This window comes from Pseudosulfitobacter pseudonitzschiae, assembly GCF_900129395.1.
GTDB lineage: Bacteria > Pseudomonadota > Alphaproteobacteria > Rhodobacterales > Rhodobacteraceae > Pseudosulfitobacter > Pseudosulfitobacter pseudonitzschiae.
In genome coordinates, this window is sequence record NZ_FQVP01000013.1 from 1 (window position 1) to 14,403 (window position 14,403).

12 protein-coding genes are annotated in these 14,403 nt (G+C 64.7%); 9 read left to right on the plus strand and 3 right to left on the minus strand.

The genetic code is table 11. From position 1 onward, the window contains the following. Positions 1–197 precede the first annotated feature (197 nt). The 9 genes from mmsA (at position 198) to BUC08_RS22130 (ending at position 10,124) form a co-directional block, all read left to right on the plus strand. On the plus strand, positions 198–1,718 hold the full coding sequence (gene mmsA / locus BUC08_RS22090) for a multiple monosaccharide ABC transporter ATP-binding protein (RefSeq protein WP_037930028.1): 1,521 nt from the start codon (positions 198–200) through the stop codon (positions 1,716–1,718). Between the two features lie 12 nt (positions 1,719–1,730). After that, a complete protein-coding gene (gene mmsB / locus BUC08_RS22095) occupies positions 1,731–2,927 on the plus strand; it encodes a multiple monosaccharide ABC transporter permease (RefSeq protein ID WP_037930031.1) in 1,197 nt (398 codons plus the stop codon). A gap of 12 nt (positions 2,928–2,939) precedes the next feature. Continuing rightward, positions 2,940–4,682 (plus strand): L-arabinonate dehydratase, encoded by a 1,743-nt coding sequence (gene araD / locus BUC08_RS22100; RefSeq protein ID WP_037930034.1) that lies wholly within the window; start codon positions 2,940–2,942, stop codon positions 4,680–4,682. Beyond that, on the plus strand, positions 4,682–5,608 hold the full coding sequence (locus BUC08_RS22105) for a Gfo/Idh/MocA family protein (RefSeq protein WP_037930037.1): 927 nt from the start codon (positions 4,682–4,684) through the stop codon (positions 5,606–5,608). Before araD ends, BUC08_RS22105 begins: the two co-directional genes overlap by 1 nt. 36 nt (positions 5,609–5,644) lie before the next feature. Then, positions 5,645–6,562: a dihydrodipicolinate synthase family protein gene (locus BUC08_RS22110; RefSeq protein WP_037930039.1), complete on the plus strand. Its 918-nt coding sequence runs from the start codon at positions 5,645–5,647 to the stop codon at positions 6,560–6,562. Between the two features lie 88 nt (positions 6,563–6,650). Then, complete coding sequence (rfbC, locus tag BUC08_RS22115) at positions 6,651–7,211, plus strand: dTDP-4-dehydrorhamnose 3,5-epimerase (protein ID WP_037930041.1); 561 nt, start codon at positions 6,651–6,653, stop codon at positions 7,209–7,211. Then, positions 7,208–8,263 (plus strand): dTDP-glucose 4,6-dehydratase, encoded by a 1,056-nt coding sequence (rfbB, locus tag BUC08_RS22120; protein WP_037930043.1) that lies wholly within the window; start codon positions 7,208–7,210, stop codon positions 8,261–8,263. Before rfbC ends, rfbB begins: the two co-directional genes overlap by 4 nt. Next, positions 8,260–9,138: a glucose-1-phosphate thymidylyltransferase RfbA gene (rfbA, locus tag BUC08_RS22125; protein WP_037930045.1), complete on the plus strand. Its 879-nt coding sequence runs from the start codon at positions 8,260–8,262 to the stop codon at positions 9,136–9,138. Before rfbB ends, rfbA begins: the two co-directional genes overlap by 4 nt. Positions 9,139–9,428: 290 nt before the next feature. Further along, entirely contained in the window at positions 9,429–10,124 is a 696-nt protein-coding gene (locus BUC08_RS22130; RefSeq protein WP_051694614.1) for a PRC-barrel domain-containing protein, read from the plus strand. Between the two features lie 197 nt (positions 10,125–10,321). Here the strand turns inward: BUC08_RS22130 and larC are convergent, their stop codons facing one another. Genes larC through BUC08_RS22145 form a run of 3 tightly spaced genes read right to left on the minus strand, consistent with a single transcriptional unit; the run spans position 10,322 to position 14,380 of the window. Further along, positions 10,322–11,500 (minus strand): nickel pincer cofactor biosynthesis protein LarC, encoded by a 1,179-nt coding sequence (larC, locus tag BUC08_RS22135; protein WP_073194542.1) that lies wholly within the window; start codon positions 11,498–11,500, stop codon positions 10,322–10,324. Then, entirely contained in the window at positions 11,500–12,816 is a 1,317-nt protein-coding gene (locus tag BUC08_RS22140; protein ID WP_037930047.1) for a nickel pincer cofactor-dependent isomerase, group 22, read from the minus strand. The genes larC and BUC08_RS22140 overlap by 1 nt, the downstream gene beginning before the upstream one ends. A 16-nt stretch (positions 12,817–12,832) precedes the next feature. Next, on the minus strand, positions 12,833–14,380 hold the full coding sequence (locus BUC08_RS22145) for a UxaA family hydrolase (protein ID WP_037930049.1): 1,548 nt from the start codon (positions 14,378–14,380) through the stop codon (positions 12,833–12,835). Positions 14,381–14,403 lie beyond the last annotated feature (23 nt).

Here is a 14,403-nt window from a genome sequence, read left to right on the forward strand (position 1 = left end):
ATGACAATGGCGTCAAGGTCGTGCCGTCCTACCTGCTGGAGCCTGTGTCGGTGGACGCCAGCAACTACCAGACGATCGTTATCGACTCGGGCTACCACTCCAAAGACGATCTGTAAGACCGGATCGCGATTGCAAAATCGCCTGTCCCGCGCGCCGTGACCGGTGCCGGGGCAGGTCGCAGGAATGGGGGCAGGGCAATGACAACTCTTCTGGAAATGCGCGACATCACCAAGACCTTTCCGGGGGTCAAGGCGCTGGACAACGTCAACCTGAAGGTGACCGCGGGCGAGATTCACGCGCTGGTGGGGGAAAACGGCGCGGGCAAGTCCACGCTGATGAAGGTGCTGTCGGGGGTCTATCCGCAGGGCACCTATGACGGTGACATTCATTACGACGGGCAGGTCGCGCGCTTTGGCGGGATCGCGGACAGCGAGGCGCTGGGGATCATCATCATCCACCAGGAGCTGGCGCTGGTGCCGTTGCTGTCGATTGCGGAAAACCTGTTTGTCGGCAACGAATGCGCCAGCAAGGGTGTGATGAACTGGCCCGAAACATTCCGGCGCACCGAGGCGCTGTTGAAAAAGGTCGGGCTGAAAGAGGCTCCCGCCACGCCGGTGGACCGGCTGGGTGTGGGCAAGCAGCAACTGGTCGAGATCGCCAAGGCGCTGTCCAAGGACGTGCGGTTGCTGATCCTGGACGAACCCACCGCCGCGCTGTCGGAATCGGACAGTCAGGCGTTGCTGGATCTATTGCTGGAGCTGAAGGCCGAGGGGGTCACGTCGATCATCATCAGCCACAAGCTGAACGAGGTGCGCCGCGTGGCTGACACGATCACCGTGATCCGCGACGGGGCGACGGTGTCCACGCTGGATGCGCGCACCGAAAGCATCACCGAGGACCGCATCGTGCGCGACATGGTGGGGCGCGACATGTCGCAACGCTATCCCGAACGCGAGCGGCGGGCGGGGGACATGCTGATGGAGGTTCAGGGCTGGAACGTCTGGCACCCCGAGCACGCGACGCGCCAGATGATCAAGGACATCAACTTTCACGTGCGCGCGGGCGAGGTCGTGGGCATTGCCGGGCTGATGGGTGCGGGGCGCACCGAGCTGGCGATGAGCCTGTTCGGCCGCAGCTATGGGCAGAACATCAGCGGCACCGTGAAGCTGAAAGGGCAGGTGGTGGACACCTCGACCGTCGCGGCGGCGATCCGCAGCGGGCTGGCCTATGTCACCGAGGACCGCAAGGAACTGGGGCTGGTGCTGGAGGACACGATCCAGCGCAACATCACACTGGCGAACCTGAGCGATGTGTCCCGTTCCGGCGTCATCAACGAGGCCGAGGAAACCAAGGTGGCCGAGCGGTATCGCAAGGCGATGAACATCCGCACGCCCAGCGTGTTCCAGCGTGTCATGAACCTGTCGGGCGGCAACCAGCAAAAGGTGGTTTTGTCCAAGTGGCTGTTTGCGGGGCCGGAGGTTCTGATCCTGGACGAGCCGACGCGCGGCATCGACGTGGGCGCGAAGTTCGAGATTTACGGCATCATCAACGAATTGTCGGCGCAGGGCAAAGGGGTGGTCATGATCAGTTCCGAAATGCCCGAGCTGCTGGGCATGAGCGACCGGATTTACGTCATGAACGAGGGCGGGTTTGTCGGAGAGCTGGACGCCTCCGAGGCCAGTCAGGAACGCATCATGTCGTTCATCGTCACAGACTAAGGGAGCGGCAGAATGACCGATACCACACAGGGCGAACGCGCCACACAACCGAATATGGGGGCCTATCTGTTGGGCCATTTGCGCGAATACGGGCTGTTGTTCGCCCTGATCGCGATCATGCTGTTTTTCCAGGTGGTGACCGACGGCACGCTGTTGCGGCCCGTGAACATCACCAATCTGTTCTTGCAGAACAGCTATATCATCATCATGGCGCTGGGGATGCTGATCGTCATTGTCGGCGGGCACATCGACCTGTCTGTCGGCTCTGTCATGGGCTTTGTCGGGGCGCTGGCGGCGGTGATGATCGTCAATCTGGACGTGCCGGTGGCGATCACCATACCTGTCTGTCTGGTGGTTGGCGGGCTGATCGGCGCGGCACAGGGGTACTGGGTGACCTATTGGAACATCCCCAGTTTCATCGTGACGCTGGCGGGGATGCTGGTGTTTCGCGGGCTGTCGCTGTGGCTGCTGGAGGGGCAGTCGGTGGGGCCGTTCCCGCGAGAGTTCCAGTTGCTGTCGACGGGGTTCATTCCCGATGTGTTCGGGGTTGGCCGTCCCAATGTCACGGCGCTGGCCGTGGGGGTGATTGCCGCCTGTGCCATCGTCTACCTTGGGATGCGCAAACGCGCGCGCAACATGGCGTATGGGATCGAGGACGAGCCGATCAGCTTTTTCGTGGTGCGCAATGCGATTGTCGCGGGGGCGTTGCTGTTCGTGATTTACAAGCTGTCCACGTTCCGGGGCCTGCCCAACGTGCTGGTGACCATGGGGCTGCTGACCATCGTCTATGCGTTCCTCACCGAACAGACGACCATCGGGCGGCGGGTCTATGCGCTGGGGGGGAATGTGAAGGCGGCGAAACTGTCAGGCATCCCGACCGAGCGGCTGACCTTCCTGACCTTTGTCAACATGGGCGTGCTGGCGGCGCTGGCCGGTCTGATCTTTGCAGCAAGGCTGAACACGGCGACGCCCAAGGCGGGCTTTGCCGTGGAACTGGACGTGATTGCGGCGGTGTTCATCGGGGGTGCCTCGATGTCGGGCGGCGTTGGCAAGATTGTCGGCGCGGTGATCGGCGCGTTCATCATGGGCGTGATGAACAACGGCATGTCGATCATGGGCATCGGCATCGATTACCAGCAGGTGATCAAGGGTCTGGTGCTGCTCGCTGCCGTGATTTTCGACGTCTACAACAAGCAAAAACAACGCTAAGGGGCATTCAAGATGACGTTCAAACCCGCCGCATGGCCCCGCAAACTGCGCTCGCAGGAATGGTTCGGGGCCGACAGCCGTGACCATATTTACCACCGCAGCTGGATGAAGAACCAGGGGCTGCCGGCCGATCTGTTTGACGGGCGTCCCGTGATCGGCATCTGCAACACCTGGTCGCAGCTGACGCCCTGCAACGCCCATCTGCGCGATCTGGCCGAACGGGTGAAGCACGGGATTTACGAGGCGGGGGGGCTGCCGCTGGAGTTCCCGGTGTTTTCCACCGGTGAAAGCGCGCTGCGGCCCACGGCGATGATGTACCGCAACCTGGCGGCGATGGACGTGGAAGAGGCCATTCGCGCCAATCCGCTGGATGGCGTCGTGCTGTTGTGCGGCTGTGACAAGACCACGCCCGCGCTGCTGATGGGGGCGGCGTCGGTCGATCTGCCGGCGATCATGGTGTCGGGCGGGCCGATGATGAACGGCTGGTTCCGGGGCGAGCGGGTCGGGTCGGGCACGGCGCTGTGGCAGATGTCCGAGGACATCAAGGCGGGCAAGATGACGCGCGAGGATTTTCTGGAAGCCGAGCAGGCGATGAGCCGCAGCCCCGGATCGTGCAACACCATGGGCACCGCGTCGTCGATGGCCAGCATGGTCGAGGCCTTGGGCATGGCGCTGTCGGGCAATGCGGCCATTCCCGCCGTCGACAGCCGCCGCCGCGTCATGAGCCACGTCACCGGCCGGCGCATCGTGCAGATGGTCAAGGACGACCTGAAGCCGTCCGACGTGCTGACGCCCGAGGCGTTTCAGAACGCGATCCGCACCAATGGCGCGATTGGCGGGTCGACCAATGCGGTCATTCACCTGATGGCGATTGCGGGCCGTGTGGGGATTGATCTGACGCTGGACGATTGGGACACCTTCGGGCGCGACGTGCCGACGATCGTGAACCTGATGCCCTCGGGCAAGTACCTGATGGAAGAATTCTTTTATGCCGGCGGCCTGCCCGTGGTGATCAAGCGGCTGGGCGAGGCGGGATTGCTGAACCGCGATGCGCTGACCGTGTCGGGTGACACCGCGTGGGATCAGGTCAAGGATGCGGTGAACCACAACGAGGACGTGATCCGCCCCGCAGGGGAACCGCTGGCGAAACAGGGCGGCATTGCCGTGCTGCGCGGCAATCTGGCACCCAAGGGGGCGGTGTTGAAGCCGTCCGCCGCCAGCCCGCATTTGCTGACCCATCGGGGCCGCGCCGTGGTGTTCGAGGACATCGACGACTACAAGGCGCGGATCAACGATGACGATCTGGACATTGATGAAACCTGTGTGATGGTGCTGAAAATGTGCGGCCCGCGCGGCTATCCCGGCATGTCCGAGGTGGGCAACATGGGCCTGCCGCCGAAGGTGCTGAAAAAGGGCATCACCGATATGGTGCGCATTTCCGATGCGCGGATGTCGGGCACCGCCTATGGCACCGTGATCCTGCACACCAGCCCCGAGGCAGCAGCGGGCGGGCCGCTGGCCATCGTGCAGGATGGTGACATGATCGAGCTGGACATGCCCAACCGGCGGCTGCATCTGGACGTGCCCGACGCCGAGATCGCGCGGCGGCTGGCGGCGTGGAAGAACCCCGTTGTGCCACCCGCCAGCGGCTATGCGCGGCTGTTTCATGACCACGTGCAGGGGGCCGACACGGGGGCGGACTTTGATTTCCTTGTCGGCTGTCGCGGCAACGCCGTGCCACGGGATTCGCACTGATGGCGGGGCAGGGGTTGGCGATTGTTGGCGTCGGCAAGATCGCCCGCGACCAGCACATTCCGTCGATTGCGGCGACGCCCGCGTTCACCTTGCAGGCCACGGCCAGCCGCAATGCGGGGGTGGACGGGGTCGCGCGGTATGACCGGCTGGAGGATCTGCTGGCGGCGCATCCGGGGGTGTCCTGTGTTTCGCTGTGTACGCCGCCTCAGGTGCGCTACGCCGATGCGCGCCGCGCTTTGCTGGCGGGGCGGCACGTGATGCTGGAGAAACCGCCGGGGGCGACGTTAAGCGAGGTACACGACCTGATCGCATTGGCGCGCGCGCAGGGCGTGGCGCTGTTTGCCACATGGCATTCGCGCCATGCCGCCAGTGTTCAGGCGGCCCGCCAGTGGATGCAGGGCAAGGACATCAAACGGGTCGAGGTGATCTGGAAAGAGGACGTGCGCCGCTGGCATCCGGGGCAGGACTGGATCTGGCAGGCGGGGGGCTTGGGTGTGTTCGATCCGGGCATCAACGCGCTGTCGGTGCTGTCCGAGATTTACCCGCGCGCGGTGCATCTGACGCAGGCCGCGCTCTATTTCCCCGCCAACCGCGACACGCCGATCGCCGCCGACCTGACGTTCCACGACCCCGGCGGCGCGGATATGACCGCCGCGTTCGACTGGCGCCAGACCGGGCCGCAGACCTGGGACATTCGCATCGAGACGGCCCAGGGCAATGCCACGCTGAGCGATGGGGGTGCGCGGCTGGTGGTGGATGGCGCAGAGGTCAGCGCGGGGCCGGACCATGAATACCGCGCGCTCTATGCCCGCTTTGCCGAGGTGGTGGCGATGCGGGCGGTCGATGTGGACCTGCACCCGATGATCCATGTTGCCGACGCTTTCACATTGGGCCGCAGACAGGCGGTTGACGCCTTTGACTGGTAAACCCCGAGACATTTGAACACCCGAAAGGACGACGCTTTGACACAGACTTTGACAGGCATTTTGCCAGTGGCCCCGACCCCGTTTCTGGACGATGGACAGGTGGACGAAGACGGCATGCGCCGTGTTCTGGACTGTTTGATCGACATGGGCGTGGATGCGATCTGCATCCTTGCCAACTATTCCGAACAGTTCCTGTTGTCCGACGCCGAGCGCGCCACGCTGATGCGCATCAGCCTGGAGCATGTGGCGGGCCGTGTGCCGGTGATCGTGACGATCAGCCATTTCTCAACCGACATCGTGGTCGCGCGCGCCAAGGCGGCGCAGGCGATGGGCGCGGCGATGGTGATGATGATGCCGCCCTATCACGGGTCGGGCCTGTTCCCTGCCGAGGCGGGGGTGTTCGAACATTTCGACGCGGTCAACCGGGCGATTTCCATTCCGATCATGGTGCAGGACGCCCCGCTGAGCGGTGTGACCCTGCCGGTGCCGCTGCTGGCGCGGATGGCACGCGAGCTGGAGAATGTCAGCTATTTCAAGATCGAATGCCCCTTTGCCGCCGACAAGCTGGCCTCATTGATCGAAGCGGCGGGCGACCACATCGCGGGGCCGTTTGACGGCGAAGAGGCGGTGACCCTGCTGGCCGATCTGGACGCGGGGGCGACGGGGACCATGACCTCGGGGCTGTTTCCCGAACACATCCGGCCCATTGTCACCCGCTATCTGGCAGGCGACCACGATGCGGCGCTGAAACAGTGGCAGGTCTGTCTGCCGCTGATCAACCACGAGAACCGCCAATGCGGGCTGCGCGCCTGCAAGACGGTGTACGCGGCGGGCGGGGTCATTCGCAGCGACCACGTGCGCCATCCGCTGAAACCGCTGTCGGAGCGGACGCGCGCGCGGCTGCTGCAACTGGCCGGTGACATGGACCTGATCGCGTTGAAATGGGGGAAATAGCGGGCTGATCCGGTCAGACGAGTTGCATTCGGGCGCGAAATCAGGCTCTTGAAGGGTCAGGTTTTCCCGGCCAAAGGTGCCCCAGACGATGAATTTCCAGCCGACCCGCCTGCCCGAGGTGATCCTGCTGACGCCGCGCCGTTTTGGGGACGCGCGTGGCTGGTTCACCGAGACGTGGAACAAGCGCACGCTGGCGCAGGGCGGGATCGGGGCGGATTTCGTGCAGGACAATCATTCGATGTCGGCGGAGGTGGGCACGCTGCGCGGCCTGCATTACCAGGCACCGCCCCATGCGCAGGACAAGCTGGTGCGCTGCACCCGTGGTGCGATCTGGGACGTGGCGGTGGACGTGCGGCGCGGGTCGCCGCGCTATGGCCAATGGGTTGGCGTGGACCTGACCGCCGAGGGCGGCGCGCAGCTGTTCGTGCCCAAGGGGTTCCTGCACGGCTTTGTCACCCGCACGCCCGATTGCGAGGTGCAGTACAAGTGCACCGATTACTATGCGCCGGACGCCGACGGGTCGGTGGCCTGGGACAGTCTGGGCATTGACTGGGGGCTGAAGGCTGCGCCGGTGCTGTCGGACAAGGACCGTGCGGCACCTGCCTTTGGCGACTGGACCTCGCCCTTTGTCATGGAGGGCGCGGCGTGAAGATATTGGTCACAGGCGGTGCGGGGTTTATCGGCTCGGCCGTGGTGCGCCGTGCCGTGGAGCAGGGGCACGCGGTGGTGAATGTCGACGCGCTGACCTATGCGGCCTGTCTGGAGAATGTCGCATCGGTGGCGGGCAGCCCGCTGTACAGTTTTGAGCAGGCCGACATCCGCGACCGCGCGGCGCTGGACCGGATATTTGCCACCCACCAGCCCGACGCGGTGATGCATCTGGCGGCAGAAAGCCACGTGGACCGGTCGATTGACGGGCCTGCGGATTTTATCGAAACGAACATCACCGGCACGTTCAATATGCTGGAGGCGGCGCGGCAGTACTGGATTGCCCATGGGCAACCTGCCGGTTTCCGCTTTCACCACATCTCGACCGATGAGGTGTTTGGGTCGCTGGGTGCGGCGGGACTGTTTACCGAAGATACGCCTTATGATCCACGGTCACCCTATTCCGCGTCCAAGGCGTCGTCGGATCATCTGGTGCGGGCCTGGGGGGAAACCTATGGCCTGCCGGTGCTGGTGACCAACTGTTCCAACAACTACGGCCCCTATCATTTTCCCGAAAAGCTGATCCCGGTGGTGATCCTGCGGGCGCTGGCGGGCGAGGCGATCCCGGTCTATGGCGACGGGCTGAACATCCGCGACTGGCTGTATGTCGAGGATCACGCCGACGCGCTGCTGTGTGTGCTGGGGCAGGGGGCGGTGGGCCGGACCTATAACATCGGCGGCGAGAACGAGGCGACGAATATTGATCTGGTGCGCATGATCTGTGCCGAGCTGGACCGGCACCGCCCCGATGCCGCGCCGCATGCCGACCTGATCACATTCGTCACCGACCGCCCCGGCCACGACCGCCGCTATGCCATCGACCCCACGCGCATCCGCACCGAACTGGGCTGGCGGCCCTCGGTCACGCTGCAACAGGGGATCGCGCGGACAGTGCAATGGTATCTGGACAATGCGGACTGGTGGCAACCGCTGCTGGCGCGCGACGGTGTGGGCAAGCGGCTGGGCACATCCACGGGAAAGGCAGCGACATGAAACGCAAGGGCATCATTCTGGCAGGCGGGTCTGGCACGCGGCTGTATCCGATCACCATGGGCCTGTCGAAGCAACTGATCCCTGTCTATGACAAGCCGATGATCTATTACCCGCTGAGCGTGCTGATTTTGGCCGGTGTGACCGAGATCGCGATCATCACCACGCCCGAGGATCAGGACCAGTTCAAGCGGCTGCTGGGGGATGGCAGCCAGTGGGGGCTGCGGTTCGACTATATCTTGCAGCCGTCGCCGGACGGGCTGGCGCAGGCCTATCTGCTGGCCGAGGATTTCCTGGCCGGTGCGCCGTCGGTGCTGGTGCTGGGCGACAACATCTTTTTCGGGCACGGGCTGCCCGAGCAGTTGCAGGCGGCGGATGCGCAGGCGCAGGGCGGGACGGTGTTCGGTTACCGCGTGTCCGATCCCGAGCGGTACGGCGTGGTCGGCTTCGACGCGCAGGGGCGCGTGCAGCAGATCGTGGAAAAGCCGCAGGTGCCGCCGTCGAATTACGCGGTCACGGGGCTGTATTTCCTCGACGGGCGCGCGCCGGAGCTGGCCAAACAGGTCACGCCGTCGGCGCGCGGCGAGCTGGAGATTGCGGACCTGTTGTCGCTGTACCTGGCCGAGGGCACGCTGACGGTCGAAACGATGGGGCGCGGTTATGCGTGGCTGGACACCGGCACCCATGCCAGCCTGTTGGACGCCAGCAATTTCGTGCGGACGCTGACCATGCGGCAGGGGCAACAGGTGGGATCGCCGGACGAGGTGGCGTACCGGATGGGCCTGATCACCCGCGCGGCGCTGCGCGCGCGGGCGGCGGCCTTTGCCAAGAATGCATACGGGCAATACCTGCTGGACATCTGCGACGAAGGGGCGTGAGCGCCGCGCGGGTTCCACGCCCGCACCTGCCGATCTGCCATTGATCGCGTGGCAAAACCGGCCCGCACAGCGGACAGGGCATCAGGACGCCCTGTTGGCGGTTCCGGGTAAACCCATGTTTATTCGCGGTTTTTTCCTCTGCAATGCACTTTTTCGGCGAGAATCCGTCAATTTACACCCATAGGTGGCAAGAGACCGCCGATCTCCTCCGACCGGTCCGACGCGCCGGGAACAAGGGTGCGGGCCCGTGTGTTGCCCTCGCATAACCCACCTTGAAGGAGGAACTGGAAATGAAACTCAAGGCAATCATGATGACCACCGCGGTCTCCGCAGTCATGGCAACAGGCGCATTCGCTCAGGTGAGCAGCACGCCCGAAGCAGACCCGAACGCGGCAACCACAACCGAGCAAGCCGTTGCCCCGACATTCATGTCGCTTGATGAAATGACCGTCGGCGACCTGCTGGGCAAAAGCGTTTACGAGCCGAACGGCGATTCCATCGGTGACATCGACTATGTTCTGGGCAGCGAAGGCAGCGCGAACGTGGTGATCGGCATCGGCGGCTTTCTGGGCCTTGGCGAATACACCGTCGCTGTGCCGCTTGACGAGCTGACCTTTGACGCAGAGTCGCAGAACGTTCAGATGGACACCACCAAGGAAGCGCTGAAAGCGCTGCCTGAGTTCGACGAAAGCGATGCCGAAAGCCTGCCGGACGAAACACAGCTGAGCACGCTGATGGCTGCCGATGACTCGGCCGCGCCGGCTGACTCGACTGCCCCCGCGGCAATCGCACCTGCGGACTCGAGCGAAAGCTCGGGTGCTGCGACCGAACCGTCCAGCACGATGTCTGACGACAGCGCGGCAGACACCGCCACCGACGCCGCACCTGCGGATTCGGCAGCTGATCCTGCGGCCGATCCCGCAGCGGACGCGGCAACCGATGACGCCACCAAGACGGAAGAGCCCAAAACTGAATCGTCCAACTGATAGCGTTGCATCGTTGCATATCAGTTTGACAGAAAGCGCCCCCGGTCAGCTTGATCGGGGGCGTTTTGTTATGTGTGTGGGGGGGCCGGTGGATTTGGGATGTGCAGAATAATTACATAATCGGTATTATAGGTGGCATTCTCGCATGTTGGCGCGCGCCACACTTTCAGTGTGGCTCCTGCCAGAAACCAATCGCGTTATCCCTCGGTTTCCCCCTTCCGCGCGGCTGTCCGGCGGGCGGCCAGTGTCGGACTGGCATCCAGATCATCGCTTTCCACTTTCAGCGTGTCATGCCCTGCGGGGCGGCGGGTGCGTTTGCGGCGGGTGCCGTCGGGGGTTGTCTCGATGCTGCGGGGCAGGATCAGCCGGTCCACCACGCTGCGGCGCAGGCCCAGGGTCGAGGTCACGTCGAACATGCGCGCGGCCACGGCCTCGGCGGCGTCCGGTTGTACCAGCAGGTCGATGCGCACCACGGGGCGGGATTTCTTGCCCATGGCGGTCAGCAGCAGCACATCGACCACGCCCGCCGTCGCGCGCAGGGTGTCGGTGGCAGCGCCCAGTTCCTCGCCCGTCATGTCGTCGATGTCGCAGGAGAGTTGCACAAGCTGGTCCTGCATCATGCCGCTTGTCGCGGTGTCGAACATCGTGACGCGCAGGATATTCGGCAGGCCCTGCATTACGCGCGTGCCTGCGCCGGAACCCACACCCGACAGCCGTCCGGGGGGGCGGGTGCCGTGGCTGCCGCCGGTGACATGGGCCAGAATGGCAGCACCTGTCGGCGTCACCCGTTCGCCCGCGATGCCGTCGTCGTGCCAGTCATAGCCTTGCAGGATCAGCGCCGTCGCGGGCGCCGGCACCGGCAGCTTGCCGTGCGCTGTATCGACCAGGCCGCCACCCAGCGGCAGCGGGGCCAGGCTGTAGGTCGCCCCGTCCAGCGCGGCACAGATGCTGCCCGCCGCCGTCACGTCCATCAGCGCGTCCCAATCCGCGATTTCGTGGAAATGCACGCGGTCGATGGGGATGTTGTGGACCTTTGCCTCGGCCTCGGCGATGCGGTGCAGTATGGCACAGGCGGCGTCCGCCGTGCCGTCGGACAGCGGCGCGGTTTCCAGCAGGGCGCGCATCGCCTTGTAGGTGGTGTCGGTCCCGTGCCGCGCGGCGGTGCCGCCGTCGGCCAGCACCAGACGGAACTGGCGCGACATGATGCCGGAGGCGACATGTTCGGTCAGCGCGGGATGCCCTACCTCGGCGGGCAACACGGCGGCGACATCGGCCAGAACGCGGTCGGTCAGGTCGGGGCGCGCGTGCAGCATCGCCGCGATGAACATATCGCCCGCAGCGCCACCAACGGGGTCCAGATGCAGGTGCAGCCCCATCAGTGTGCGTCCGGCCAGGGGTTGACCAGACGGCCGTCCTCGAACTGCATTTCCTCCAGCTCCCCGATGATCTCAAAGCCCGGACGGTCGCGCAGCTCGGGCAGCATCGCCTCGGACGCATAGAGGTATTCCAGTTTCAGCGTGTTCGGGATGCGCAGCAGGCGCGGCTTGGTGATGTCCTCGGCCCCGCAGGTTTTCACCACCGTTTGAATGGCCGAGCGGGCACAGGGCATGACCATCGGCAGCTTGGCCTGCATCAGCACCTGCGAGGTCAGGCAGTTGGCATAGACGGCCTCGCGGTCAAAGTTTTCCTCGATCTGCGCGGTGATCACATCGGCCCGCGCCGCCCCGTTGCCGTTGCCATTGCTGCGCGGCGACAGCCCCAGCGCCACCAGCCGTTCGATGTGCAGGTGCACCTGCATCTTGGGGCTGGAAAAACGGTGGGTGATGTTGGGGTCCATGCCGGTGCCGGAAAACTCCTTGCCGATTTCGTCCACCACCAGCACGTCCAGCGTGCCGGATGCCGTGGGCTGGTCCAGCGGCCCGACCGGCAGGCGCGGCATGTTGGCCATCGCCTCTTGCAACAGCGGTGCCTCGGCCTCGAGCAAGCCATCGCTGTCCAGAACCTCGACCCGCGCCAGTTCGTCATAGGCGTTTTCGATGGTGCCGATGCCGAACAGCACCTTGCACCGCTCCAGCTTCATCCGGGCCATCAGGGCGACATAGATGCCGACGTTGTCGATGCCCCGCGCATGGCAGTTTTCAGCCCCCGATTGCTTGCCCAGCCCGATCGACAGCATTTTCGCCAGACCGCTTTCGTTGGGCGCGCGGAACGAGGTGTGCGGTTTGATCCGGTTGAACAGGATGATGCCGTCGGCGGCATTGGCGTGGCGGTCCATGCGCACCGACATGCCGTTGTCCAGAACGCCGATTTCGTCGGTTTCCATGGACGAGCGGATGGGGCAGCCGATCACGGCCTCGGTCACGCCCAGCTTGGCCAGCAGGGCGGTCTGCCCCTCGGCGGTGGCGCCGCCGTGGCTGCCCATGGAGGGCACGACGAACGGATCGGCCCCGCGTGCGCGAACCTCGGCCACGATGGCGGTCAGCAGTTCGGGGAAATCCGCGATGCCCCGGCTGCCTGCGGTGATGGCGATGGACATGCCCGGTTTGACTTTGTCCGTGCAGGCGGCGCGCGCCATCGCGTCGCGCACGGCGGCGGCGGGGTCGCCCGCGCGGGTGGCGGCAAAGGTCTGGCGGCACAGCGCGATGCGGGGCAGCACGGTGTCCTGCACCAGTTTCACGTAATTCGGTGTCATATCGTGGTCTTCCTTGTCAGCCCGTCACGCCAATCGGCCACGGCGCGAATTCTTCTTCCCCGACGCCAAGCGCCTCGGATTTGCTGGCCTGCCCTGACGCCACGGCCAGAATATGGTCGAAAATCTCCTGCCCCAGCTCGGCAATGGTCTTGTCCCCATCAATCACCGTGCCACAGTTGATGTCCATATCGTCCTGCATCCGGGTGAACATCGGCGTGTTCGACGCCAGCTTGATCGTGGGCGACGGGTACGAGCCAAAGCACGAGCCGCGCCCGGTGGTGAAACAGATCAGGTTGGCCCCGCCCGCGATCTGCCCCGTGGCGGACACCGGATCAAAGCCGGGGGTGTCCATGAACACCAGCCCCTTCTGCGTCACCGGCTCGGCATAGCGGTAGACTTCCATCAATCCGGTGCTGCCGCTTTTCTTGGCCCCGCCCAGCGATTTTTCCAACACGTTGGCCAGCCCGCCGGCCTGATTGCCGGGGCTGACAACGCCGTTGATCTGGGTGTCGCGGCCACGGGTATAGTCCAGCCACCAGTCCATGCGCTCGACCAGCTTGCGGCCCACGGCCTCGGATCGGGCGCGGCGGGTCAGCAGGTGTTCGACGCCAAAGATCTCGGGCGTTTCGGACAGGATCGCGGTGCCACCGTTGCGCACCAGAATATCCGCCGCCGCCCCCAGACCGGGGTTGGCCGACAGCCCCGACAGCCCGTCCGAGCCGCCGCATTGCATCCCGATGGTGATGTGTTCGGCGCTGCATGGGGTGCGCTGCACCTGATTGGCGGCTTCCAGCATCTCGCGCACAGCGGCCTTGCCTTCGGTGATGGAGCGCGCGGTGCCGCCGACGTGTTGCATGGTGATGGTTTTCAGCATCTTGCCTTCGGCCAGGCTTTGTTCTTCGAAGAACTGCGCCAGGTTGTTCCGCTCGCAGCCCAGCGACAGCACCACGGCGCCGGCCATGTTGGGGTGCCGGATATAGCCCGCCAGCGTGCGCCGCAGCAGGTCCATCGGCTCGCCCGTCATTTCCATGCCGCAGCCGGATTCGTGGATAAAGGGGATCACCCCGTCGACATTGGCCCAGTCTTCCATGCGCTCTTCGTCGAAATAATTGCCGATCTTGCGCGCCACGGTGGCGGAACAGTTCACGGTGACGAACAGGCCGATATAGTTGCGCGTGCCGACCTGCCCGTTGGCGCGGCGGATGCCCATGAAGCTGGCGCGCTGGTCCTCGGGCAGGATGTCCGTGGGCACGTAATCGCGGGCAAAGGCGTAATCCTTGTCCACCGCGTCAAAGCGGATGTTGTGGCTGTGCAGCCAGTCGCCCGGAGCGATGTCATGGGCGGCATAGCCGATGACCGTCTCGAATTTCAGGATCGGCGCACCGCTCTGGATCGGGCGGATGGCGATCTTGTGGCCCTGCGGCGTGTCGTGGTTGGCGGTCACCCCGTGGTCGGGCAGCGGCGTGCCCTTGGCAATCGGTCCGGTGGCAACCACCACGTTGTCGCCATCCGACAGCAACAGTACCCTTGCGGTGGCGTTTCGGTCTAGGGTGGGGCTGTCCATCGGCTGAGTGCTTTCGGTTGGCT

Coding starts and splice junctions, on each gene's coding strand:
- mmsA (WP_037930028.1), top strand. CDS start 198: ATGACAACTCTTCTGGAAATGCGCGACATCACCAAGACCTTTCCGGGG.
- mmsB (WP_037930031.1), top strand. CDS start 1,731: ATGACCGATACCACACAGGGCGAACGCGCCACACAACCGAATATGGGG.
- araD (WP_037930034.1), top strand. CDS start 2,940: ATGACGTTCAAACCCGCCGCATGGCCCCGCAAACTGCGCTCGCAGGAA.
- BUC08_RS22105 (WP_037930037.1), top strand. CDS start 4,682: ATGGCGGGGCAGGGGTTGGCGATTGTTGGCGTCGGCAAGATCGCCCGC.
- rfbC (WP_037930041.1), top strand. CDS start 6,651: ATGAATTTCCAGCCGACCCGCCTGCCCGAGGTGATCCTGCTGACGCCG.
- rfbA (WP_037930045.1), top strand. CDS start 8,260: ATGAAACGCAAGGGCATCATTCTGGCAGGCGGGTCTGGCACGCGGCTG.
- BUC08_RS22130 (WP_051694614.1), top strand. CDS start 9,429: ATGAAACTCAAGGCAATCATGATGACCACCGCGGTCTCCGCAGTCATG.
- larC (WP_073194542.1), bottom strand. CDS start 11,500: ATGGGGCTGCACCTGCATCTGGACCCCGTTGGTGGCGCTGCGGGCGAT.
- BUC08_RS22140 (WP_037930047.1), bottom strand. CDS start 12,816: ATGACACCGAATTACGTGAAACTGGTGCAGGACACCGTGCTGCCCCGC.
- BUC08_RS22145 (WP_037930049.1), bottom strand. CDS start 14,380: ATGGACAGCCCCACCCTAGACCGAAACGCCACCGCAAGGGTACTGTTG.